The following is a 21,591-nucleotide window of genomic DNA, read 5'->3' on the forward strand; positions in this document are numbered from 1 at the left end:
CAATGGATCAGGTATGCACGAATGCACGTTCGGTGATCAGCCCCGGGTGTGGTGGCCGATCATCTGCACCTCGCCGGTCCCCTCGATGATCTCGCCGGCCTGCCACGCCTCGACGCCCCGGCCCGCCAGGCAGGCGAGCGCCCGGTCCGCGTCCTCGGCGGAGACGATCGCGAACATGCCCACACCCATGTTGAAGGTGGACTCCATCTCCGGGTCCTCGATCCGGCCCTTGGCCTGGACCAGGTCGAAAATCGGCTGCGGCCTCCAGGTGGCCCGGTTGACCACCGCGTCGACGTTCTCCGGCAGCACCCGGACCAGGTTGCCGGGGATGCCGCCACCGGTGATGTGGGCCAGCGACCGCACCTCGGTCTCGGCGATCAGCTTGAGGCAGTCCTGCGCGTAGATCTTGGTCGGGGTCAGCAGTTCCTCGCCCAGGGTCCGCTGCCGACCGAAGTCCTCGATCACCGTGTCCAGCCGCATCCGGCCGGCACCCAGCAGCACGTGCCGGACCAGCGAGTAGCCGTTGGAGTGCAGACCGGAGGAGCGCATCGCGATGACCGCGTCACCGACCTCGACCCGCTCGGGCCGAAGGATCTCGCTCTCCTCCACCACACCGACACCGGTGGCGGAGATGTCGTACTCGTCCGGCTTCAGCACGCCGGGGTGCTCCGCGGTCTCGCCGCCGAGCAACGCGCAGCCGGCGTACCGGCAGCCGTCGGTGATACCGGCGACGATCTCGGCGACCTTGTCCGGCACGACCTCGCCGGTGGCGATGTAGTCGAGCAGGAAGAGCGGCTCCGCGCCGGTCGCCACCAGGTCGTCGACGACCATCGCGACCAGGTCGATGCCGACCGTGTCGTGGATGTCGAGCTGCTGGGCGATGACCAGCTTGGTGCCGACGCCGTCCGTGGACGCGGAGAGGATCGGCTTGCGGTACTTGGTGGTGTCCAGCCGGAACAGGCCGGCGAAGCCACCGAGATCGCCCATCACCTCGGGCCGCTTGGCGCTCCGCACCTTCGACTTGATCATCTCGACCGCGCGGTCGCCGGCCTCGATCGACACCCCTGCGTCCGCGTACGAGACGCTGCGCTTACGGGTGGCACGACCGGATCCGGCGGTCCAGGGCTGGCGCACGCCACCACCGGCGCCAGCGCCCTCGGGCGTGCCGCTACCTGCGCCATTGCGCTCAGACACGTGCGTCACGGTTCTCCCCTTTGTTCCTCGCGGCGAACCGCGTCGGGTAGCGGTCGAGGATCGCTCGACTCTTGTTACTCACCGGACGCGGGGCGTGGGCCGCGCCGGTCGGATAGTTAAGGGCGCTGCAGTGCGTCAAGTGCGCCCGGGCTGCTGACGAGTGGTTCGGGGGTGTCACCGGCCCCGTCGGGACCGTCCTCGGACCGCTGCTCGCCGGTCTCCGCCGCGTGGTCCGCGACCCGGCGACCGACACCTTCGAGTACGTGCTTGCCGATCAGGTTCCCCGCCGGCAGCTCGATCGGGTATTCACCGTCGAAGCAGGCTCGGCAGAGCCGCGTCTTCGGTTGCTCGGTCGCCGCGATCAGGCCCGCGAGCGAGACGTAACCGAGGCTGTCCGCACCGATCGAACGGCGGATCCCGTCGTTGTCGAGGCCGTTGGCGAGCAACTCCGCCCGGGTGGCGAAGTCGATGCCGTAGAAGCACGGCCAGTTGACCGGCGGCGCGGAGATGCGTACGTGCACCTCAAGCGCACCGGCCTCACGCAGCATCCGCACAATCGCCCGTTGGGTGTTACCGCGGACGATCGAGTCGTCGACGACCACCACCCGCTTGCCCCGGACATTCTCCCGCAGCGGGTTGAGCTTGAGCCGGATACCGAGCTGACGCAGGGTTTGCGACGGCTGGATGAAGGTGCGCCCGACGTACGGGTTCTTCATCAGCCCGGCGCCGTAGGTGATACCCGACGCCTCGGCGTACCCGATCGCGGCCGGCGTGCCCGACTCCGGCACCGGGATCACCAGGTCGGCCTCGACCGGGTGTTCCTTGGCCAGTTGACGGCCGATCGCGACCCGGGTCGAGTAGACGTTGCGGCCGGCGATGGTGGTGTCCGGTCGGGCGATGTACACGTATTCGAAGAGACAGCCCTTCGGCTCCGGCACCGCGAACCGGGCGGAGCGCAGGCCGTGCTCGTCGATCGCGATCAGCTCGCCGGGCTCGATCTCCCGGACGATGCTCGCCCCGACGATGTCGAGTGCGGCGGTCTCGCTCGCGACCACCCAGCCGCGCTCCATCCGGCCGAGGACGAGCGGCCGTACGCCGTGCGGGTCGCGGGCGGCGTAGAGCGTGTTCTCGTCCATGAAGACAAAGCTGAACGCCCCGCGCAGCATCGGCAGGACCTCGAGCGCGGCGGCCTCGACCGACAGGTCCGGGCGGCTGGCCAGGAGCATCGTCACCAGGGCGGTGTCGGAGGTCGAGCCGTCCGAGTCCATCCCGCGCTCGCCGGCTTCGCGGGCGAGTTCGGTGGTGTTGACCAGGTTGCCGTTGTGGGCGAGCGCGATGGTGGTGCCGGCGCTGTTGGCCCGAATCGTCGGCTGGGCGTTCTCCCAGGTCGAGCCGCCGGTGGTGGAGTACCGCGTGTGCCCGATCGCGAGGTGCCCGCGCAGGCTGGCCAGGGTCGGCTCGTCGAAGACCTGGGCGACCAGCCCGAGGTCCTTGTACACCACCACAGCCGAACCGTCGCTGACGGCGATTCCGGCCGCCTCCTGCCCACGGTGCTGCAGTGCGTACATGCCGAAGTAGGTGAGCTTCGCGACGTCTTCCCCCGGCGCCCACACCCCGAACACGCCGCAGGCGTCTTGCGGGCCGGGCCGTTGGGGGTCGAGTTCATGGCTCAACCGGCCGTCGCCTCGGGGCACCTGCCGCTCCTCAAACTGAAGGCTGATCCGCACTGCGCAGATCTGCTCGGACTCGCCTAGGGCACGGGAATCTGGAAGTTCCGTCGTCAGACAGTGTACGCGAGCCGGAGAGAGTACAGAAAGTCACCGTTCGGCTCCTTACTGTTACGCCCAATTGGTGTAGGCCGACCTATTCAAGTGGGACATAAGCCGAAATGTCTGCACGATTGCCACTCGCCTGGACCCGTCCCGTCGTGATCGCCTCGCTCCAGCCGAGCCGACCCGTGGCCAACAGAATCCAGGTCACCGGATCCATTTCCACGACATTGGCAGGCGTACCCCTGGTGTGTCGCGGCCCCACGCCGCACTGAACCGCACCGTAAGGTGGAACCCGTACCTCCACCGAACGGCCAGGAGCGCTGCGCGCCAGCTCCGCGAGGAGCGCACGGACCGCGTCCCGGAGCAGTTCACGGGCCGGGGTACGACCAGCGTCGAGCTCCGCGACAACTGCCGCCACCAGCGAGGACTTACTGTACGGAGAGGACACGACGGGACGATACGGCCTGCCGTCGTGGCAATTTACGCTGCCCCTGGGTCGCGCGACTCCACCCGAACAAGGCATAGTTGCCGACGGTGTATTCGTACGGTAGTGAACCCTGGTCCGAGAAGTCAGACCGGAAGGCGGTGGACGTGACAACACACCGACATGCCTGGAAGCGACGGGCCGGTGTGGTCGTGGCTCTGGTATCCAGTGCCCTACTTGCTCTCCCCGCCACACCAGCGCTCGCTGACCCACCTCAGGTCAGGAACATCTCTGCGTCGCCGAGCTCCGTTGAGTCCGGCGGCACGACAGAGATCAAGTACACGCTGAACTTCGGCGGGGTTCTCGGCTCGGCCGACCCGGCAAACATCTCGGTTTCCTCGAGCAACCCCAAGCTTGTCTGCGTCGACGGATGCACACAGTCCAACGTTGATCAGACCGGAAGCTACACGGCGAGATTCAAGCTGGACGCGAGCCCGACCGCCAACGAACAGGCAACTATCACCATCAGGGCGACCGCCGCGACTGGCGCACCGTCGACGGGAACCACCCAGGTCACGCTCGTCGGCAAGCCGGCTCCGCCGCCCACACAGGCGGCAGTGCAGACGGTCAAGGAAATCTCGGGCCGGGTCACCGACAACGAGGGCAAGCCGGTGCCGAACGCCTCGGTGGTGCTGCTCGACTCGCAGAACCACAGCTTCGACGCCACCACCAGCAACAGCGGCAGCTTCAAGTTCCTCGGCACCACGGCGAGTCCCATCAGCCCGGGTCGGATCGACCTCGGCGCGAGCTTCGACGACAAGAACCAGCGCAAGCAGGTCAACGCGGCCGCCAACCAGACGCTGCGGGACGTACGTTTCGTCCTCGCCATCGGTGCCGCCACTCCGTCCGCGAGCGCGGAGGCACCACCGAGCGAAGAGGCGCTGCCGACCGACGAGGCGGTACCGACCGACGAGGCGACTCCCGGCGCCAACCCGCAGGCCGCGAGCAACGAGGAAGGTTCCGGCGGCGGCATGGGCCCCTGGCTCCTGATCATCGTCGGTGGCCTCCTGGTCGCGCTCGGCGTCGGCGCCATCGTGCTGCTCTGGATGCGCCGCAAGGAGAACAGCGACGAGGACGAGGATGGCGACACCCCGCCCGCCGGTGGTCGCACCTCGGGCCCGGCCGGTTACCAGAGCGGTGCCGACCCGACCCGGGTGGCGAACCGCGCCGGCATGGGAGGCGACGCCACCGCGATCAGCCGGTCGATCGCCGACGCGCCGACCATGATGCACAACCGCCCACTGGTCGACGACGAGTTCCCGGACCCGTACGGAGCACCCCTGCCGTCGCAGCAGCCGCAGACCGCCGCCTACGGCGTGCCCGCGGCGGGTGGCTGGGCGGACAACGGCTACGGCGGTGCCCCTGGACAGGGCGGCGAGTACGGCGCCGGCGCACCCGGTGCCGGAGCCGCCGGCTACGGCAACACCCAGGGCGGCGCCTACGGCAACGCACCCGGCTCCGGCGCGGGCGGTTACGGCGCCCAGGGCGGTGGCTACGGCCCCGGCGGCGAGTACGGCAACGCGCCCGGCTCCGGCGCCGGTTACGGCAACGCCCCTGGCTCCGGTGCCGGCGGTTACGGGGACGCAACCGGTGCCGGTGGCTACGGCGGCAACTACGGTGCGGGCGAGCAGCCTGGTGGCTACCCGCCCCCGGCGGCTGGCGGGTACCCGCCGGCCGCACCGGCCGGACGCTACGACGAGCCCACCGGGCGCTACGACGGTCCGAGCGCGGGTGGCAACGAGTACGCCCCGCCGGCCGACCCGTACGCGCAGGGCGGTTCCTACGGGGCCGGCACGGCCGACGCCGGCCGGGGCTACGGTGCCGACCAGCAGGCGTACGGCGCCCAGGGCTACGGCCAGGGCGGCGGCGGTTACGAGCAGCAGGGCGCTGACCCTTACGCCGCCGGTGCCCGCGGTTACGGCGAGCAGCCGGGCTACGGTGCCGGCGCGGCTGGCGGCGGCTACGACCAGCCCCAGGCGGGTGGCTACGACCAGCGTGGCGGCTACGACCAGCAGCAACAGCAGCGCGGCAGCGCCGGGTACGACGACCGGGGCGGCTACGACCAGCAGCAGGGCGGCGGCTACTACGACGAGTCCGCCCAGGGCGGGCACGGTGGTCGGGGTGGAGCGGCACCGGGCGGCCAGCAGCCGAACCGGGGCGAGCGCCGCTCGCTGGACTGGTTGGACGACTGATCGTCGGGGCTGGCCGGGGCTCAAAATCCCCGGCCAGCCTCCACTGCCGACGGAGCCAGAACCCGTACGAAAACACAGAGAACCGCACCCCGCGAAGTCGTGAGGTGCGGTTTCCTCTATGGAGCCGAGCCAGCCGGCTCAGGCGGCGGTGAACACCCCGTCGCGCAGCAACGGCACCACCTGGGAGACACCGACCTGGGCGGCGATTTCCACATCCTCACCGAATCCGCGGTAGTCCAGCTCCCGCCCGGAAACGCAGCCACGGATCGCCGCCGGCAGGTCCGGCACGCTGCTGAGCGCCGCCAGTGCCACGGCCGCCTCGACCGACAGTCCGCCGGGAACGGTGGCGAGCGCGTCGAGCACGAGCGCCGCCGCGAGATGATCCTCCACGCAGGGCCGGATGGTGCCGTCCGGCCAACGTTCGCCGGCCGCGATCACGCCAATCGGTCTGCTCGTCGTGCCGTACCCCTGGTCGATCAGCCAGCGCCCGACGGCCGGTGCGTTACGCAGGCACGCGGCCACCACCGGCACGCCACTCGCACTGGCCGCGGCCGAGATCGTCGAACCGTTCGGTGAAGGAAGCACAAGATCGGAAACGACCGGTGCGGTACGCAACGCCGCTGGCGACAGGGACCAGGGGTGCTCCGGGGTGGCCGCTCGACGCCCCACCGCCGCCACCGCACCGACCCGCCGCGCGTACTCGGCCGCCTGGGCGCCCCAGGGGAACGGGTACACCCGGATCCCCCGGCTCACCGCCACCTCGACCGAGGTGGTGAAGGAGAGTACGTCCACCACGACCAGGGCCGAACAGACCCGGCCGAGCTCGGTGGCACCGCCCAGCCCCCAGTCGAAGCGAGCCCCGGAACCGGGTTGGGCGTAGACGGTGCCGACCAGAGCGTCGGTCACGGCTGGCTTGGGGCCGAAGCCTCCGTTGTGGCGCCCTCGTCCTCGCCCGTGATCTGGTCCGCCGCCGACGCCTCCGGCTCGGCCACGGCTGACGCCGGGACCGTCACCGACTCGTCGACCACGTCCGCGTCCGCCGCCAACCCGGCCGGCTCGTCGGACTGCGCGGTCACCGTGCTGGTCACCGCGACCGGCTCGGTGCCGGCCGGCTGCGCCACCGGCGCCACCGAACCGACGTCGGTCGAGGTCGAGGAGACCTCGCCGAAGAGCCGGGGCAGAGTCGACTCGAAGGCCGTCCGCAGCTCGTCCAACCCGAGGGTGAACTGGCCGCGTACGTCCAGCGCGCCGCCGGACGGGTCGGTGACCCCGAGTGCGGTCACCGGCACCCCGTACTCCTCGCAGAGCGCGACGAATGCCTTGTCCTGGCCGCGCGGCACCGTCACCAGTGCCCGCCCCGCGGACTCGCTGAACAGGTAGACGAACGGCATCGAGCCACCGGTGAAGTCGTCCGGCAGTGTGATCCGGGCGCCGACGCCGCGGCGCAGGCTCGACTCGACCAGGGCCTGTGCGAGGCCACCGTCGGAGAGGTCGTGCGCCGAGGTGAGATGCCCCACCCGCGCCGCCGCCGCGATCAGGTCCGCCAGGGTGCGCTCGCCGGCCAGATCGACCCGGGGCGGTACGCCGCCGAGGTGCTCGTGCGTCACCCAGGCCCACTCGGAGCCGGAGAGCTCCAGCCGGGTCTCACCGAGCAGGAAGACCAGGTCGTGGTCACCGCCCGGCTTGGCGGCGAAGCCCATCGGCACGCGCTGCGCCACGTCCTCGAGCAGGCCGAGCACACCGAGCACCGGGGTCGGGTGGATCGCCGCCGCACCGGTCTGGTTGTAGAAGCTGACGTTGCCACCGGTGACCGGGATACCGAGTTCGGCGCAACCGTCGGCGATACCGCGTACGGCCTCGGCGAACTGCCACATCACGGCCGGGTCCTCGGGGGATCCGAAGTTGAGGCAGTCGCTGACCGCGATCGGCTTGGCGCCGGTCACCGCGACGTTCCGGTACGACTCGGCGAGCGCGAGCTTCGCCCCGTTGTACGGGTCCAGTCGCGCGTACCGGCCGTTGCCGTCGACGGAGAGCGCCACACCGAGGCCGGTCTCCTCGTCGAGCCGGATCACACCCGCGTCCTCGGGCTGGGCCAGCACGGTGTTGCCGAGCACGTAGCGGTCGTACTGCTCGGTCACCCAGGACTTGTCGGCGAGGTTGGCCGAGCCGATCATGCGCAGCACGGTCTCGCGCAGCGCCTCCGGGGTCGACGGGCGGGGCAGCGTCTCGGCCCGGTCCGCCTGGAGCAGGATCAGGTCGGCGGGTTCGCGCATCGGCCGGGCGTAGACCGGGCCGTCGTCCACCAGCGAGCCCGGCGGTACGTCGACCACCATGTGGTCGCGCCAGGTGATCAGCAGCCGTCCCGGCTCGCCGTCGGCCTGGGCCGGGGTGACCTCACCGATGGCGGTGGCCAGCACACCCCACTTCTCGGCCGTCTTGAGCACCGCGTCGAGCTGCTCCGGGGTGACGACCAGGAGCATCCGCTCCTGCGACTCGCTGGCCAGGATCTCGTGCGGGGTCATCGACGGCTCGCGCAGCGGCACCCGCTCGAGCCAGACCCGCATCCCGGTGCCGGCGGCAGCCGCCGTCTCGGTCAGCGCGCAGGTCAGGCCGGCGCCGCCGAGGTCCTGGATGCCGACGACGAGCTGGGCGTCGTACAGCTCCAGGCAGGCTTCGATCAGCAGCTTCTCGGTGAACGGGTCACCCACCTGTACGGCCGGGCGACGCTGTTCGCTGCCCTCGTCGAAGGTGGCGCTGGCGAGTACGGAGACCCCGCCGATGCCGTCGCGACCGGTCTTGGCGCCCATCAGGACGACGATGTTGCCCGCTCCGGCGGCGGCCTTGTTCTGCAACCGGTCCACCGGCAGTACGCCGATGGAGAGGGCGTTGACCAGAGGGTTTCCCTGGTAGCAGGGGTCGAAGACGATCTCGCCACCGATGTTCGGCAGGCCCAGGCAGTTGCCGTACCCGCCGACTCCGGCGACCACGCCGGGGAGTACCCGGGCGGTGTCGGGGTGGTCGACCGCACCGAAGCGCAGCGAGTCCATCACCGCGATCGGGCGGGCACCCATGGCGAGGATGTCGCGGACGATGCCGCCGACGCCGGTGGCCGCGCCCTGGTAGGGCTCGACGTAGCTGGGGTGGTTGTGCGATTCGACCTTGAAGGTGACCGCCAGCTTCTCCGAGATCTGGATCACGCCCGCGTTCTCACCGATGCCGGCGAGCATCCGGTCGCTGGGCGGTGCCTTCTCGCTGAACTGCCGCAGGTGCACCTTGCTCGACTTGTACGAGCAGTGCTCGCTCCACATGATCGAGTACATCGCCAGCTCGGCCTGGGTCGGCCGGCGGTCCAGGATCTGCCGGATCCGGTCGTACTCGTCGTCGCGGAGCCCGAGCTCCGGGTACGGCTGGAGTTCGTCCGGGGTGTCCACGGCCCGCTCGACGGTGTCGAGGTCGTCCGGGTACCCCGCCGGGGCGGCGTGTGCCGGTACCGCCTGCGCGGGCGGGAGACCGCTCGGCGCGGGCGCGGAGCCGTTGGCCGGAGCCTCCGGTGTGGCGGCCTCGGCGTCGTGGGTCGCTGGCTGGTCGAGCGGCGGAGTCACCCCACCGGCCTCGCTCGACGCCGTGTCGGGCTGGGTCGTCATGCCGGGACTCCCGCGAGGTGCTTGAGAACGGAGGTGAAGAAGCCGAGGCCGTCGAGCGAGGGGCCGGTCAGTGCCTCCACGGCGTGCTCCGGGTGGGGCATGATGCCCACCACGTTGCCCGCCTCGTTGGTGATCGCGGCGATGTCACGCTCCGAGCCGTTGGGGTTGCCACGCTGGTAGCGGGCGACCACCCGACCCTCGGCCTCGAGCTGGTCGAGGACGTAACGGTCGGCGACGTACCGGCCCTCACCGTTCTTGACCGGGATGAGCACGTCCTGCTCCGGCTGGAAGGTGTTGGTCCAGGCGGTCTTGACCGCCTCGATCCGCAGCCACTGGTCCCGGTTCCGGAAGTGCAGGTGCTCGTTGCGGGTGAGCGCGCCCGGCAGGAGGTGCGCCTCACAGAGAATCTGGAAGCCGTTGCAGATGCCGAGCACCGGCATGCCCTCGTGGGCGGCGGCGATCAGGGACTCCATCACCGGGGCGAACCGGGCGATCGCGCCGCAACGCAGGTAGTCGCCGTAGGAGAAGCCTCCGGGCAGCACCACGGCGTCGACCTGGTGCAGGTCGGGGTCGCCGTGCCAGAGCCGGACCACCTCCGCACCGGCGAGCCGCGCCGCGCGGGCGGCGTCGCCGTCATCCAGTGACCCGGGGAAGGTCACCACACCGATCCGGGCCGTCACGGATGTTCATCCTCGGCATCGACCACACGGATCGCGAAATCCTCGATCACGGGGTTGGCCAGCAACTTGTCCGCGATTTCCCGGGCCCGATCAAGGTCCGGTTCACCGGCGAACTCGATCTCGATGCGCCGACCGATGCGCACCGAGGAGACGTCGCTGACACCCAGGCGAGGCAGCGCGTTTGCGACGGCCTGGCCCTGAGGATCGAGAATCTCCGGCTTGAGCATGACGTCGACGACGACGCGAGGCACTGGGCACTCCTGACTGTGTACGCAGTTGGGTGCCGGCCCATAGGGGCGAGCGGGGCAAGCGTACCTGGCAGAGCCGCCGCCCGACGCACCGGCCGCCCTGTGGACAAGCCTGTGGAAAATCGCACACCCGCCGCCGACCGGCGCGATCGCGGGGCGACTGCGGCCCGGGCCGGGCTCCGTCGGCGGTGATCACTCTTCTCCGCGCCGACCGCCGCCCGAAGATCATATCGTGAGGCTTCGATTTGACTCTTGTGAATGGACGACGAACGTCCTAGCGTGTGGCGTCAAACGTCTCGGCCCCGTACGCCGAACGTTTGATCTTCAAAGCCGTACGGCGGACACCCAACCGCCGTCGGTGGCTCGACCCGACCCGGAAACCCCGGGTGCCACCCCCGGAAGGAGCCCGTTAGATGCGCATCCGCCTCACCCTGGCGACCGTCGCCACCGCTCTCGTCGGTGTCTTCGTCGTCCCCTCCGCCGCTGCCGCGAGCGACGCGCCGGTCACCCCGCTGATCATCGGCGGCGGTACGGTCTCGTCCGCCCCCTGGGCCGCCGCTGTCTTCAGCAACGGCTCGTTCACCTGCTCCGGCACCATCATCGCGTCCCGCTGGGTGCTCACCGCCCGGCACTGCGTCAGCGGCACGATGACGGTCCGGGTCGGCAGCGTCAACCGGACCTCCGGCGGTGTCACCAGCGGCGTGTCGTCGTACTCCACCCGCTACGACCTCGCCCTGCTCCAACTCTCGACGGCGATCAGCACCTCGTACGTGACGCTCTCCAGCGCGTACCCGCCGGTCAACTCGACCAATTCGATCTACGGCTGGGGCATGACCTGCTACGAGGGCTGTGGCGCCTCGACCACGCTCAAGACCGCCAACGTCCGGGTCACCAGCACCAACGTGACCGACGCGTACGGCGGCCGGGCGATCCGCAGCACCCGGATCAACGGCAACGCCTGGCGCGGTGACTCGGGCGGGCCGGAGTTCTACAACGGCGCCCAGGTCGGCGTCGCCTCCACCGCCGACGGCGTGAACATCCAGAACTACGGCAGTGTGGCGTACAACCGGTCCTGGATCACCTCGGTCTCCGGGGTCTAGTCCTCCTCAGGGGTACGGCGCGGACGTTCCGGATCACCCCGGGCGTCCGCGCCGCGCGGTTTCCGACGGGGGAGGATCGATCCCGCCGGCCGTGCCGTTCATCCGTCGCCACACCGTTGCGGGCCCGGCACACCCTTCCCGTCCCGGCACGTCGTTCTACCGCCGCGCGCGGTTTTGCAGCATGAGCCGACGTGAACAGACCTCACAATTGCCTTCACCTCCGCTCTGCCAGCATCAACACGTGCTGGTCGTGACGACGGATGTCCTTCCCGGGTACGAGATCCGCGCAGTCCTCGGCGAAGTAGTGTCATCGATGGCCCGAACCCGAAACCCGTACCGCGAAGGGGTGAAGAACCTCCGCGGTGGGGCATACGACCCGAAAGCCCCGGAGAACCTCACCCGGTGGCGGACGGAGGCGGTGGCCAATCTGGGCGAAGAAGCCCGCCGGCTCGGCGCGAACGCCGTGATCGGCATGCGTTTCGACCACCGCGAGGTGGGCGAGATGTGGATGGAACTCTGCGCGTACGGTACCGCGGTCGTGATCCGGGAGCAGCCGAAGGCGCCGCTGCCGGACGAGCCGCTCGCCGCCGCCGAAATGGCGCACAGCGCGGAGATCCTGCCTGATCCGATCGGGGTGTCCGAGCCGCCGACCGCGCCCGACCTACGCAGTGCGGCGGAGACGCCGACGCCCCGCCCGAACACCTGACCGGTCAACCCGCGGTGGCGTACAGGGGTGCGCCACCGCGGGTTCCGGAACAGGTCAGAGGATCGGCGCGGGCTGGTAGCCGGCCGCGTCCGGGTGCGCCGCGACCACCTCGGCGACCCGGTCGGCGATCGCCCGCACCTGGGCCGACGCCGCGCCCGCGAAGGCCGCCCGGTCGGCGACCAGCGCGTCGATCTCGCTCCGGGTCAGGCCGAGCCGACCATCGGTGGCGAGCCGATCGAAGAGGTCGTTCTCGGTCGTACCCTTCTCCCGCATGGCCAACGCGACCGCGACCGCGTGCTCCTTGATCACCTCGTGCGCGGTCTCCCGGCCCACACCCCGGCGGACCGCCGCGACCAGGAGCTTCGTGGTCGCCAGGAAGGGCAGGTAGCGGTCCAGTTCGCGGGCGATCACCGCTGGGTACGCGCCGAACTCGTCGAGCACCGTCAGGAAGGTCTGGAACAGGCCGTCGGCGGCGAAGAACGCGTCCGGCAGTGCCACCCGGCGGACCACGGAACAGGAGACGTCCCCCTCGTTCCACTGGTCACCGGCGAGTTCACCGACCATCGACAGGTAACCCCGGATGACCACGGCGAGCCCGTTGACCCGCTCGCTCGACCGGGTGTTCATCTTGTGCGGCATCGCGCTGGAGCCGACCTGGCCGGGGCGGAAGCCCTCGGTGACCAGTTCCTGGCCGACCATCAGCCGGATCGTGGTGGCCAACGACGACGGCGCCGCCGCGGTCTGGGCCAGAGCGGCCAGTACGTCGAAGTCGAGTGAGCGCGGGTAGACCTGGCCGACGCTGTCCAGCACCCGGCGGAAGCCGAGGTGCCCGGCGACCCTTCGCTCCAGCTCGGCCAGGCGCTCGTCGTCCCCGTCGAAGAGGTCGAGCTGGTCGGCGGCGGTGCCGACCGGCCCCTTGATTCCCCGCAGCGGGTACCGGTCGATCAGGTCGCTCAGCCGCTCGTACCCGATCAGCAGTTCCTCGGCGGCCGACGCGAACCGCTTGCCCAGCGTGGTGGCCTGCGCCGCGACGTTGTGCGAACGCCCGGTCATGACCAGGTCGGAGTGCTCGACCGCGAGCCGGGCCAGCCGGGCCAGCGTGGCGACCACCCGGTCCCGGACCAGTTCCAGCGAGGCGCGGATCTGGAGCTGTTCGACGTTCTCGGTCAGGTCGCGGGAGGTCATCCCCTTGTGCACGTGCTCGTGTCCGGCGAGAGCGCTGAACTCCTCGATCCGCGCCTTGACGTCGTGCCGGGTGACCCGTTCCCGGGCCGCGATCGAGTCCAGGTCGACCTGGTCGAGCACCCGCTCGTACGCCTCGACCACGCCGTCCGGCAGCGGTACACCCAGATCCCGCTGGGCCCGGAGTACGGCGAGCCAGAGCCGCCGTTCCATCCGGATCTTCTCTTCCGGCGACCAGAGCTGGACCAGCTCGGTCGAGGCGTACCGGCCGGCGAGCACGTTGGGGACCTGGGGGCGATTCTGGTTGCTCTGCGTCACGTACCTCATTCTCCCGCACCGCCGGTCGCCACCCCGACCCAGGCCACCGGCAGCGGCGGCCGTCGCCGTCGAACGCGGTTGATCATGAAGTTGGCGCGGATCCCGGGGCTGGAATCCGCGCCAACTTCATGATCGACAAATCAGGGGATCTAGAGGGTACGGGCCAGCCGGTCGGCGAGGAGGCGGGCGAACCGGGCCGGGTCGGCGAGTTCGCCGCCCTCGGCGAGCAGTGCGGTCCCGTAGAGGAGTTCGGCGGTCTCGGCGACCGCCGGCTCGTCGGCGCGCTGCTCATGGGCCTTACGCAGCCCGCTCACCAGCGGATGCGTCGGGTTGAGTTCGAGGACCCGCTTGATCTGCGGCACCTCGTGCCCCATCGCGCGGTACATCCGCTCCAACGTCGGCGTCATGTCCTGCGCGTCGCCGACCAGCACCGCCGGCGAGGTGGTGAGGCGGGACGAGAGCCGGACCTCCTTCACCTGCTCCGCCAACTGGGCCGAAAGCCACGACAGCAGCGGAGCGAACTCCTCCTTCTGCTGTGCGCGCTCCGGCTCGTCCTCCTCCTTCTCCTGCTCGGCGTCGAGGTCGACCTGCCCCTTGGCGATCGAGCGCAACTGCTTGCCGTCGAACTCGCGAACCGCCTCGACCCACATCTCGTCGACCGGATCGGTCAGCAGCAGCACCTCGTAGCCCTTGGCGTTGAACGCCTCCATGTGCGGCGAGTTCTCAATCATCGAGCGGGACTCGCCGGTCATGTAGTAGATGTCCGACTGCCCCTCCTTCATCCGCTCCACGTACTGGGCGAGGGTGACCAACTGCTCCGCATCCCGGGTGGAGGCGAAGGAGGAGATGTCGAGGATGGCGCGCTGGTTGTCGAAGTCGTTCAGCAGCCCCTCCTTGACCGCCCGGCCGAACTCCTGCCAGAAGGTGCGGTACCGGTCGGCGTCGGAGGCCATCAGGTCCTTCACCGTCGACAGCACCTTCTTGACCAGCCGACGGCGCATCAGCTGGATCTGGCGGTCCTGCTGGAGGATCTCCCGGGAGATGTTCAGCGAGAGGTCCTGCGCGTCCACGACACCCTTGACGAAACGCAGGTACTCCGGCATCAGCGCCTGGCAGTCGTCCATGATGAACACGCGCTTGACGTACAGCTGAATGCCGAGCTTGGCGTCCCGGGTGAACAGGTCGAAGGGGGCCTGGGACGGGATGAAGAGCAGGGCCTCGTACTCGAAGGTCCCCTCGCCCTTCATGTGGATGATCTCGAGCGGGTCGTTCCAGTCACGGCTGATGTGCCGGTAGAACTCCTTGTACTCCTCGTCAGCGACCTCGGTACGCGGTCGCGCCCAGAGCGCCTTCATCGAGTTGAGCGTCGTGACCTCGGTCTCCGTCGCCCCGTCGGGCTCGCCCTCGACCGCCGGCCGCTCGACCGTCATCCGGATCGGCCAGGCGATGAAGTCGGAGTAACGCTTGACCAGTTCCCGGATCTTCCACTCGGCGGTGTAGTCGAAGAGCTGGTCCTCGGCGTCCTCCGGCTTGAGGTGCACCGTGACGGCCGTGCCCTGGGGCGCCTCGTCCACCGACTCGATGGTGTACGTCCCGGAGCCGGTGGACTCCCACCGGGTGGCGGTCTGCTCACCGGCACGTCGGCTGACCAACGTGACGTTGTCGGCCACCATGAAGGTCGAGTAGAAGCCGACGCCGAACTGCCCGATCAGATCCTGCGAGGCGGCCGCGTCCTTCGACTCCTTCAGCTGCCGCAGCAGCTCGGCGGTGCCGGACTTCGCGATCGTGCCGATCAGCCCCACGACCTCGTCCCGGGACATCCCGATGCCGTTGTCACGTACGGTCAGCGTGCGCTGCTCGCGATCGACCTCGATCTCGATGTGCAGGTCGGTCGTGTCGGCCGGTAGATCCTTGTCGACCAACGATTCCAGTCGCAGTTTGTCCAATGCGTCCGAAGCGTTGGAGATCAGCTCGCGCAGAAAGATGTCCTTGTTCGAATAAATCGAGTGGATCATCAACTGCAAGAGCTGGCGCGCCTCTGCCTGGAACTCGAGCGTTTCGACCCCGGTACTCATGGAACCTCACTTCCACTGACGGACCATCTGGACGGATCGTACGACCTCCACGGGTGATCTCCACTACCGACGCGAGGGCCCCGACAGTGGCCAGCGACGGAGACGCGCCCGCCTCGGGGACGTACGCCCGACCCCCGGGTCCGGACCGCGCAACTCCCCGTTCGGGGACAACGATCCGGGCCCCCGAAGCGAAAGCGCCTTCACCGCGATAGCTGGATTTTTCGGATTCTCAGCAATGCGGGGTAATACGCCCGGGAGTTTGCCGCTGCAAAGCGTGACGACCCAACCACAATTAAATGTGGCATTGCCTGCCAAGATCGACCGATCAAAGCGGCAGGTAACGTCTGCGGAATGGGTGAGAAGCTACCACGCCACATTACTGATCGGTACGTTCTGGTGGAGCGAATTGGTCAGGGCGGCATGGGTCGGGTCTGGCGAGCCCGTGACGAGATGCTTCAGCGCGACGTGGCGGTGAAGGAAATCGTTCCCCCGCCCGGCCTGACCGACCAGGCGCGGGCGGAACTGCGCGAGCGTTCCCTACGCGAGGCGCGCGCGATCGCACGACTCAGCCACCCCAACGCTGTCCAGGTCTTCGATGTCCTGACCAGCGACGGCGAACCGTGGATCGTGATGGAGTACATCCCCTCCCGGTCGCTGGACGCAGCGATCAACACGGAAGGGCCGCTCTCACCCATCCGGGCGGCCAAGATCGGACTGGGCGTGCTCGGCGCGCTCCGCGCGGCCCACCAGTCCGGAATCATGCACCGCGACGTGAAACCGGCCAACATCCTGCTCGCCGACGACGGCCGGATCGTGCTCACCGACTTCGGACTGGCCACCGCCGTCGAGGACACGAACCTGACGCTCAGCGGCGTGGTGCTCGGTTCACCCGCGTACGTCGCGCCGGAGCGGGCCATGTCGGGCATCGTGGGCGTCGAGGGGGACCTCTGGTCGCTCGGCGCCACCCTGTTCGCCGCCGTCGAGGGCCGCTCGCCGTACGCCCGGCCGTCCAGTCTGATGAGCCTCACCGCGCTCGCCACCGAACCGCCACCGGTCGCCGAACGCGCCGGGCCACTGGCCCCGGTGCTGGAAGGTCTGCTCCGCAAGGACCCGGTCGAACGCATGGACGTCGAGTCCACCGAACGGCTGCTGCGAGACATTCTCCAGGAACCCCCGAACGAGCCGCCGAAGGTCGGTTGGACCGAGCCCGAGTACGGCCGGCAGCGCCCACGGCCGGCGCTCTCCTTTGTCATGGCGCCCGGGTTGTCGCAGTCGCCCACTCCGGGTCGGGACGAGGAGTCCGCCACCGCCGCTCCCCCCGCCGTCGAAGCGACCGACACGGGTTGGAGCGGTGACACCGGACGAGCCGACAGCGCCGGATCGACGGAGAGCGGTGGCTGGCCCGGCGGCTTCGGGACGACCGCTGACAGCGGTGCCGGTCCGGACGCTGACACCGGGGCCGAGGCCGAGGCTGGATGGAACGCCGAGGAGGTCACGCCCGCCACCCGGATCCGCAACGCGCGGCGAGTCTGGCTGGTCGGCGCCCTCGCGGCGGTCGTCCTGCTCGGCATCGCGGTCGCCGTACCGCTGGTCAATCGCGAACAATCGGCGGCGATGAGCAGCGACTCCTCCGAACCGGGCGCGGCCGGCACCGATCAGGTCACGCCCCCGACGTCACCCGGGTCGACGCCTGCCGCGACCGGCGGCCCGCTGCCCGCCCTCACCTGGTCCAGCCACCGGGACAGCGCCGGGTTCACCGTGCCCGTGCCGAACGGATGGCGAATCCAACGGGAGGGCGCCAGGGTCGAGTTCCGGGAACCGACCGGTCAACGACTTCTCGCGATCACCCCGACCACCAGCCCGAAGCCCGACCCGCTGGCGGAGTTGACCAGCCGTGAGCGGAGCCGACCCACCGACGGGCAGTTCCAGGGTTATCAGCGGATCGCGCTCGCCTCGGCGGACTACTACCTGGGCGCGGCCGACTGGGAGTGGACCTACCGGACCAACACCAAAGACGTGATCCACGTACGCCAGCGCGACGTCATCACGGGGAAACAGCAGGGGTACACGATTTTCTGGGCCACGCCGGATTCCGGCTGGAAGGCGAGCGAGTCGGCGTTCCAACGCATCGTCACCGGCTTCCGGCCGGCGCCGACGTCCACCCCGACCGCTACCCCCGAGAGCACCAAACCGAGGGTCGATCCGTCGGTCAAGCCGAGCACCACACCCAACCTGCCGCGCTACCAACTCGTCGGGGTGGCGAGCAACCGGTGCCTCGACATCAGCAACCCGGTCTCGGTCAGCCCGGTTCGGCTGCGGATCTGGGACTGTGGCGCCCGCGGTGACCGGAACCAGAGCTGGAGCTTCCCCGCCGACGGCACCGTCAGGCTGCTGGACAGGTGCATGGAGGTCGCGAACGGTTCCCGGGAGAACGCGGCCGTCATCCAGTGGGCCACCTGCACCGGCGGAGCGGCGCAGCGGTTCACCCTGAACGCTCAGCAGCAACTGGTCAACGTCGGCAGCGGCAAGTGCCTGGACGTACAGGACATGGTCAACGACAACGGGGGCGTACTCCAGCAGTTCACCTGCAACAACGGGGCGCTTCACCAGAAGTGGAAGCGGGTCTGACCGCAGCGGCGGTCGGCCCGCGCGGTGCGGGCGGACCGCCGTTGGCGGGCTTACGTCAGCCGCGCGGCCTGTTGCCCCGGGCCCGGTGCGCGGCCACGTTCACCCGGTTGCCGCAGGTCTCGTAGGAGTCCCAGCGTTGCGTCCGGCTTCGGGTCGTGTCGTAGAACACGTGGCGGCACTGTTCGTTGGCACAGGCACGGATGCGGGACCAGGTGTTGTCGCGGACGAGTTCCGCGACGTCCAGGGCGATCCGGCCGATGATCTGGTCGCCGGCCACCTGCTCCAGCCGGGCCTCACCCCGCGCCGAGAAGACCTGCCGGAAGGTGGCGTCGGCGGCGTCCGCGCTGAGGTTTGTCCAACCCCGCTCCGCGTGCTCCGGGTCGGCCGCGTCGATGACCGTCATGAGATCGGTACGTACCGCGCGGATCTGGTCGAGTTGGCCGGGCGTCAGCGGCACTCCGGCCGGCTGACCGAACGGTGCGAGCACCTCGGCCGCTGTCGCCGGGTTGTCGAGCGTGTCCGGCAGCGTCGGCGTGGCGTGCGGTCGCGTGTTGAGCAGAGCCACGATCCCCGCAGCCCGGGCCGGCACCTTCGGCTCCTTCGCTTCTGACGACTCGTGCGTACCCATGCCCAACAGCGTACGCAGAAATGGTCTAAGTCCCAAAGACCTTTACAGGTTCCGGTCAAGCGTGCTACAACCGTAAGCGGCAAAACTTTCTAGCCGCTTACGCCGCCATCCGCCAAGGAGCACGACCCATGAGCCACCTCTTCCTCACCGCCGTCGGCGGCGACCCGAACGAGACCGTGCAGCTCGACCAGGACTCGAACCTGACCGTCGGCGCGGAGGACGTCCTCGTCGCGGTCGACGCCGCCCCGGTCAACCCCGCCGACCTGCTCTTCACGCTCGGCTGGTTCGGCGTCTACCCGCAGGTCCCGAACGCGCTCGGCGCCGAGGGAACCGGACGGGTGCTACAGGCGGGCGGCGCCGCTGACCCGAATCTGGTCGGCCGTCGGGTGATCATCCTGCCAACCTTCGTCCAGGGCACCTGGGCGGACAAGGTGGTCGTACCGGCACGGAACGTCATCGCGGTGACGGAAAAGGCCGACCCGCTGCAACTCGCCATGCTTCCGGTCAATCCGGCCACGGCGTACGCCCTGCTCAACGACTACGCCGACCTGAAGCCCGGCGACTGGATCGGGCTGAACCTGGCCAACTCCGGTGTCGGCCAGTACGTCATCGCCCTCGCCAAGCGGCGCGGCATCAGGACCCTCGCCGTCGTACGTCGCGAGGAGGCCGCCAAGCGGGTCCGCGAACTCGGCGCCGACCTTGTTGTCATCGAGGGAGCGGACCTCGGCGATCGGGTCGCCGAAGCCCTGGGCGGCAAGCAGCTCCGTCTACTGTTCGAGGGCGCCGGCGGCCCGGAGCAGGTCGGTGAGCTGATCCGTTCGGTCGAGGCCGGCGGCAGCGTGGTCACCTTCTCCGCGGTCACCGGCCAGTCGCCGGTCATGCCGCTCGGTGACCTGATCTACCGGGGGATCTCGCTCCGCGCCTTCTTCATCCTCAACTGGATCCGGGACACCCCCCGCCCCGAGCTGGAGCGGATCTACAACGAGTTGGCCGACCTCGTCGCGGAGGGTGCGATCGGTGCCGCGGTGGAGGCGACCTACCGGCTGGACCAGTACCGCGAGGCCCTCGCCCACGCCGGGCAGCAGGAGCGTTCCGGCAAGGTCCTCTTCACCCCGGACCGGCAGACCGCCTGACATCGCCCGCACCAGCAGACCCGCCCGGCCGGCTCGACGCCGCCGGGCGGGTCTGCTGGCGTGCCTGCCGTAGATCTCGGACCCGGTCCACTTCCTGGATGACCCCGACAGTCAACGTTGGTTGGGCAAACGCCAACGCCGCTTGGCCGGTCAGCTGAAGTCAGCTGACCGGCCAAGCGGCTTTGGATCAGGCCACCGGTACGGGACTGAGCTGTCGAAGCAGTTCGGCGCTGTCGAACGCCTCCCAGCGCTCGGCGATCCGGCCGTCGACGAACCGATCGAAGGTCATGATCGGGATGGAGAACGATCGTCCGGAGCCCGCGATTCCGGCGAACTCCCCGATGTGCGTGCCGGCGAACGTCCACCGGCAGGCAATCAGGTCTCCCGACGCAACCATCTCGTCGACGGTGATTCTGGCGTCGAACGTCTCCCAGAGTCCGGACACGAACGTCCTGACCCCTTCGCGCCCAGCCGGCAACCCCGGCGGGAGGTGGTGGTCGACAACATCGGTGGCGACGAGCGCGTCGTACGCCTCCGGGTCACGGTCGTTGAAGGCGGCGACGAATCGACGCAGGACATCGGTATTGGTGGACTCTCTGCTCATCGAGTCACTCCTGACGCTCAGGTTGGGCACGGGTCCGGGGTCGGTCGCCCGGCACGGAAAGGGGTTGCTGGGCGGGCGTTCAGGCCGCCTGGACATCGTCGTGATCGGTCTTCTCGGCCAACTCACGCCAATCGGCGAGATCCTGCCGCAGGCTGGCGATCTTGGCCTCGATGTTCTGGATCGCGTCCCGCCCCAGCGGCAGCCTTACCGGCGCCCGGCCCGACTCGACCACGTCGACGAGCGCACTGGCGGCCTTGGCCGGGTCGCCGGGCTGCACGAACGCCGCGGTGAGCTGCCGCATCTGCTCCACCGGTCCGGTGGCGTAGGCGTCCAGCGGATTCGCCGTATGGCGCAGGCTGCTCTCCTTGATGAAGTCGGTACGGAAGTAACCGAGCTCCACGGCCGTGACCCCGACCCCGAACGGGGCGAGTTCGGCGTGCAGCGCGTCGGTGAGACCCTCCACAGCGAACTTCGTCGAGCCGTACACGCCGTAGCCGTGCAACCCGATGATCCCGAGTAGCGAACTGATGTTCACGATGTGTCCGGCGCGCTGGCGGCGCATTTCCGGTACGACCGCCCGTACGACGGCCAGCAGGCCGAAGACGTTGATGTCGTACTGCTCGCGGACCTCGGCGGCGCTCGACTCCTCCACCGCGCCGAGCAGCCCCGAGCCCGCGTTGTTGACCAGCACGTCGATCCGACCGAACCGGTCGACCGCCGCCCGTACCGCTTCGACGGCCTGGCGTTCGTCGGTGACGTCCAGCGCCACCGTCAGGAGATTGGCACCCGCGTGCGGGAATGCCGCGCTCACCACCTCCGGATTACGAGCGGTGGCGACCACCTGGTGACCTCGGCTCAGCACCTCGCCAGTGAGGTGCGCACCGAAACCACGGGACGCGCCGGTAATGAACCAGACACTCATCGATCTTCCATTCCCTGGAGGAGGACACCCCCAGTAAGTGACTACGGCATCTTGACCCTTACTGTTCTAGCATGGGTCGAC

At 69.4% G+C, this 21,591-nt stretch carries 17 protein-coding genes; 5 read left to right on the forward strand and 12 right to left on the reverse strand.

Annotated features, from left to right (window positions below):
- Positions 1-36: 36 nt before the first annotated feature.
- The 3 genes from purM to BDK92_RS16905 form a co-directional block, all read right to left on the reverse strand.
- Positions 37-1,203, reverse strand: a complete 1,167-nt coding sequence (gene purM / locus BDK92_RS16895) for a phosphoribosylformylglycinamidine cyclo-ligase (RefSeq protein WP_121157578.1) — start codon at positions 1,201-1,203, stop codon at positions 37-39.
- A 107-nt stretch (positions 1,204-1,310) separates the two neighbouring features.
- Positions 1,311-2,888, reverse strand: coding sequence for an amidophosphoribosyltransferase (purF, locus tag BDK92_RS16900; protein WP_121162292.1), 1,578 nt, complete (start codon positions 2,886-2,888; stop codon positions 1,311-1,313).
- Between the two features lie 169 nt (positions 2,889-3,057).
- Positions 3,058-3,414 (reverse strand): sterol carrier family protein, encoded by a 357-nt coding sequence (locus BDK92_RS16905; RefSeq protein ID WP_425462238.1) that lies wholly within the window; start codon positions 3,412-3,414, stop codon positions 3,058-3,060.
- 593 nt (positions 3,415-4,007) lie between these two features.
- On the opposite strand from BDK92_RS16905, the gene BDK92_RS40815 reads away from it, so the two are divergent.
- Positions 4,008-5,642 (forward strand): carboxypeptidase regulatory-like domain-containing protein, encoded by a 1,635-nt coding sequence (locus BDK92_RS40815; protein ID WP_281278623.1) that lies wholly within the window; start codon positions 4,008-4,010, stop codon positions 5,640-5,642.
- 138 nt (positions 5,643-5,780) lie between these two features.
- Here the strand turns inward: BDK92_RS40815 and BDK92_RS16915 are convergent, their stop codons facing one another.
- Genes BDK92_RS16915 through purS form a run of 4 tightly spaced genes read right to left on the reverse strand, consistent with a single transcriptional unit; the run spans position 5,781 to position 10,217 of the window.
- Positions 5,781-6,548 (reverse strand): 2-phosphosulfolactate phosphatase, encoded by a 768-nt coding sequence (locus BDK92_RS16915; RefSeq protein ID WP_246017081.1) that lies wholly within the window; start codon positions 6,546-6,548, stop codon positions 5,781-5,783.
- On the reverse strand, positions 6,545-9,286 hold the full coding sequence (purL, locus tag BDK92_RS16920; protein ID WP_342775826.1) for a phosphoribosylformylglycinamidine synthase subunit PurL: 2,742 nt from the start codon (positions 9,284-9,286) through the stop codon (positions 6,545-6,547). The genes BDK92_RS16915 and purL overlap by 4 nt, the downstream gene beginning before the upstream one ends.
- The gene (gene purQ / locus BDK92_RS16925) at positions 9,283-9,966 is read right to left on the reverse strand and encodes a phosphoribosylformylglycinamidine synthase subunit PurQ (RefSeq protein ID WP_121157580.1); all 684 of its coding nucleotides are present in this window, start codon (positions 9,964-9,966) and stop codon (positions 9,283-9,285) included. The genes purL and purQ overlap by 4 nt, the downstream gene beginning before the upstream one ends.
- On the reverse strand, positions 9,963-10,217 hold the full coding sequence (gene purS / locus BDK92_RS16930) for a phosphoribosylformylglycinamidine synthase subunit PurS (protein WP_121157581.1): 255 nt from the start codon (positions 10,215-10,217) through the stop codon (positions 9,963-9,965). Before purS ends, purQ begins: the two co-directional genes overlap by 4 nt.
- Before the next feature lie 410 nt (positions 10,218-10,627).
- Here purS and BDK92_RS16935 point away from each other — a divergent pair, with 410 nt between their 5' ends.
- Together BDK92_RS16935 and BDK92_RS16940 are read left to right on the forward strand one after the other, a co-directional pair.
- Positions 10,628-11,314 (forward strand): S1 family peptidase, encoded by a 687-nt coding sequence (locus BDK92_RS16935; RefSeq protein ID WP_121157582.1) that lies wholly within the window; start codon positions 10,628-10,630, stop codon positions 11,312-11,314.
- Between the two features lie 181 nt (positions 11,315-11,495).
- A complete protein-coding gene (locus tag BDK92_RS16940) occupies positions 11,496-12,020 on the forward strand; it encodes a YbjQ family protein (protein WP_121157583.1) in 525 nt (174 codons plus the stop codon).
- Between the two features lie 54 nt (positions 12,021-12,074).
- Here BDK92_RS16940 and purB read toward each other — a convergent pair whose 3' ends face one another.
- Both purB and htpG read right to left on the reverse strand, forming a co-directional pair.
- Positions 12,075-13,520: an adenylosuccinate lyase gene (purB, locus tag BDK92_RS16945; RefSeq protein ID WP_246017082.1), complete on the reverse strand. Its 1,446-nt coding sequence runs from the start codon at positions 13,518-13,520 to the stop codon at positions 12,075-12,077.
- 149 nt (positions 13,521-13,669) lie between these two features.
- A complete protein-coding gene (htpG, locus tag BDK92_RS16950; RefSeq protein WP_121157585.1) occupies positions 13,670-15,595 on the reverse strand; it encodes a molecular chaperone HtpG in 1,926 nt (641 codons plus the stop codon).
- A gap of 351 nt (positions 15,596-15,946) precedes the next feature.
- Here htpG and BDK92_RS16955 point away from each other — a divergent pair, with 351 nt between their 5' ends.
- Positions 15,947-18,223, forward strand: a complete 2,277-nt coding sequence (locus BDK92_RS16955) for a serine/threonine protein kinase (protein ID WP_170208602.1) — start codon at positions 15,947-15,949, stop codon at positions 18,221-18,223.
- A gap of 55 nt (positions 18,224-18,278) precedes the next feature.
- On the opposite strand, the gene BDK92_RS16960 is transcribed toward BDK92_RS16955, so the two are convergent.
- On the reverse strand, positions 18,279-18,851 hold the full coding sequence (locus tag BDK92_RS16960) for a CGNR zinc finger domain-containing protein (RefSeq protein ID WP_121157586.1): 573 nt from the start codon (positions 18,849-18,851) through the stop codon (positions 18,279-18,281).
- Between the two features lie 128 nt (positions 18,852-18,979).
- Here BDK92_RS16960 and BDK92_RS16965 point away from each other — a divergent pair, with 128 nt between their 5' ends.
- The gene (locus tag BDK92_RS16965) at positions 18,980-19,984 is read left to right on the forward strand and encodes a zinc-dependent alcohol dehydrogenase family protein (protein WP_121157587.1); all 1,005 of its coding nucleotides are present in this window, start codon (positions 18,980-18,982) and stop codon (positions 19,982-19,984) included.
- A gap of 187 nt (positions 19,985-20,171) precedes the next feature.
- On the opposite strand, the gene BDK92_RS16970 is transcribed toward BDK92_RS16965, so the two are convergent.
- Entirely contained in the window at positions 20,172-20,588 is a 417-nt protein-coding gene (locus BDK92_RS16970; protein ID WP_170208603.1) for an ester cyclase, read from the reverse strand.
- Between the two features lie 79 nt (positions 20,589-20,667).
- Positions 20,668-21,510 (reverse strand): oxidoreductase, encoded by an 843-nt coding sequence (locus tag BDK92_RS16975; protein ID WP_121157589.1) that lies wholly within the window; start codon positions 21,508-21,510, stop codon positions 20,668-20,670.
- Between the last annotated feature and the right edge of the window lie 81 nt (positions 21,511-21,591).

Source organism: Micromonospora pisi, from assembly GCF_003633685.1.
Lineage (GTDB): Bacteria > Actinomycetota > Actinomycetes > Mycobacteriales > Micromonosporaceae > Micromonospora_G > Micromonospora_G pisi.

What these genes read in the sequence shown, in the direction of transcription:
- purL (WP_342775826.1), bottom strand. Translation starts at nt 9,286, where the DNA reads ATGACGACCCAGCCCGACACGGCGTCGAGCGAGGCCGGTGGGGTGACT.
- BDK92_RS16935 (WP_121157582.1), top strand. Translation starts at nt 10,628, where the DNA reads ATGCGCATCCGCCTCACCCTGGCGACCGTCGCCACCGCTCTCGTCGGT.
- BDK92_RS16940 (WP_121157583.1), top strand. Translation starts at nt 11,496, where the DNA reads ATGAGCCGACGTGAACAGACCTCACAATTGCCTTCACCTCCGCTCTGC.
- htpG (WP_121157585.1), bottom strand. Translation starts at nt 15,595, where the DNA reads ATGAGTACCGGGGTCGAAACGCTCGAGTTCCAGGCAGAGGCGCGCCAG.
- BDK92_RS16955 (WP_170208602.1), top strand. Translation starts at nt 15,947, where the DNA reads ATGGGTGAGAAGCTACCACGCCACATTACTGATCGGTACGTTCTGGTG.
- BDK92_RS16960 (WP_121157586.1), bottom strand. Translation starts at nt 18,851, where the DNA reads ATGGGTACGCACGAGTCGTCAGAAGCGAAGGAGCCGAAGGTGCCGGCC.
- BDK92_RS16965 (WP_121157587.1), top strand. Translation starts at nt 18,980, where the DNA reads ATGAGCCACCTCTTCCTCACCGCCGTCGGCGGCGACCCGAACGAGACC.
- BDK92_RS16970 (WP_170208603.1), bottom strand. Translation starts at nt 20,588, where the DNA reads ATGAGCAGAGAGTCCACCAATACCGATGTCCTGCGTCGATTCGTCGCC.
- BDK92_RS16975 (WP_121157589.1), bottom strand. Translation starts at nt 21,510, where the DNA reads ATGAGTGTCTGGTTCATTACCGGCGCGTCCCGTGGTTTCGGTGCGCAC.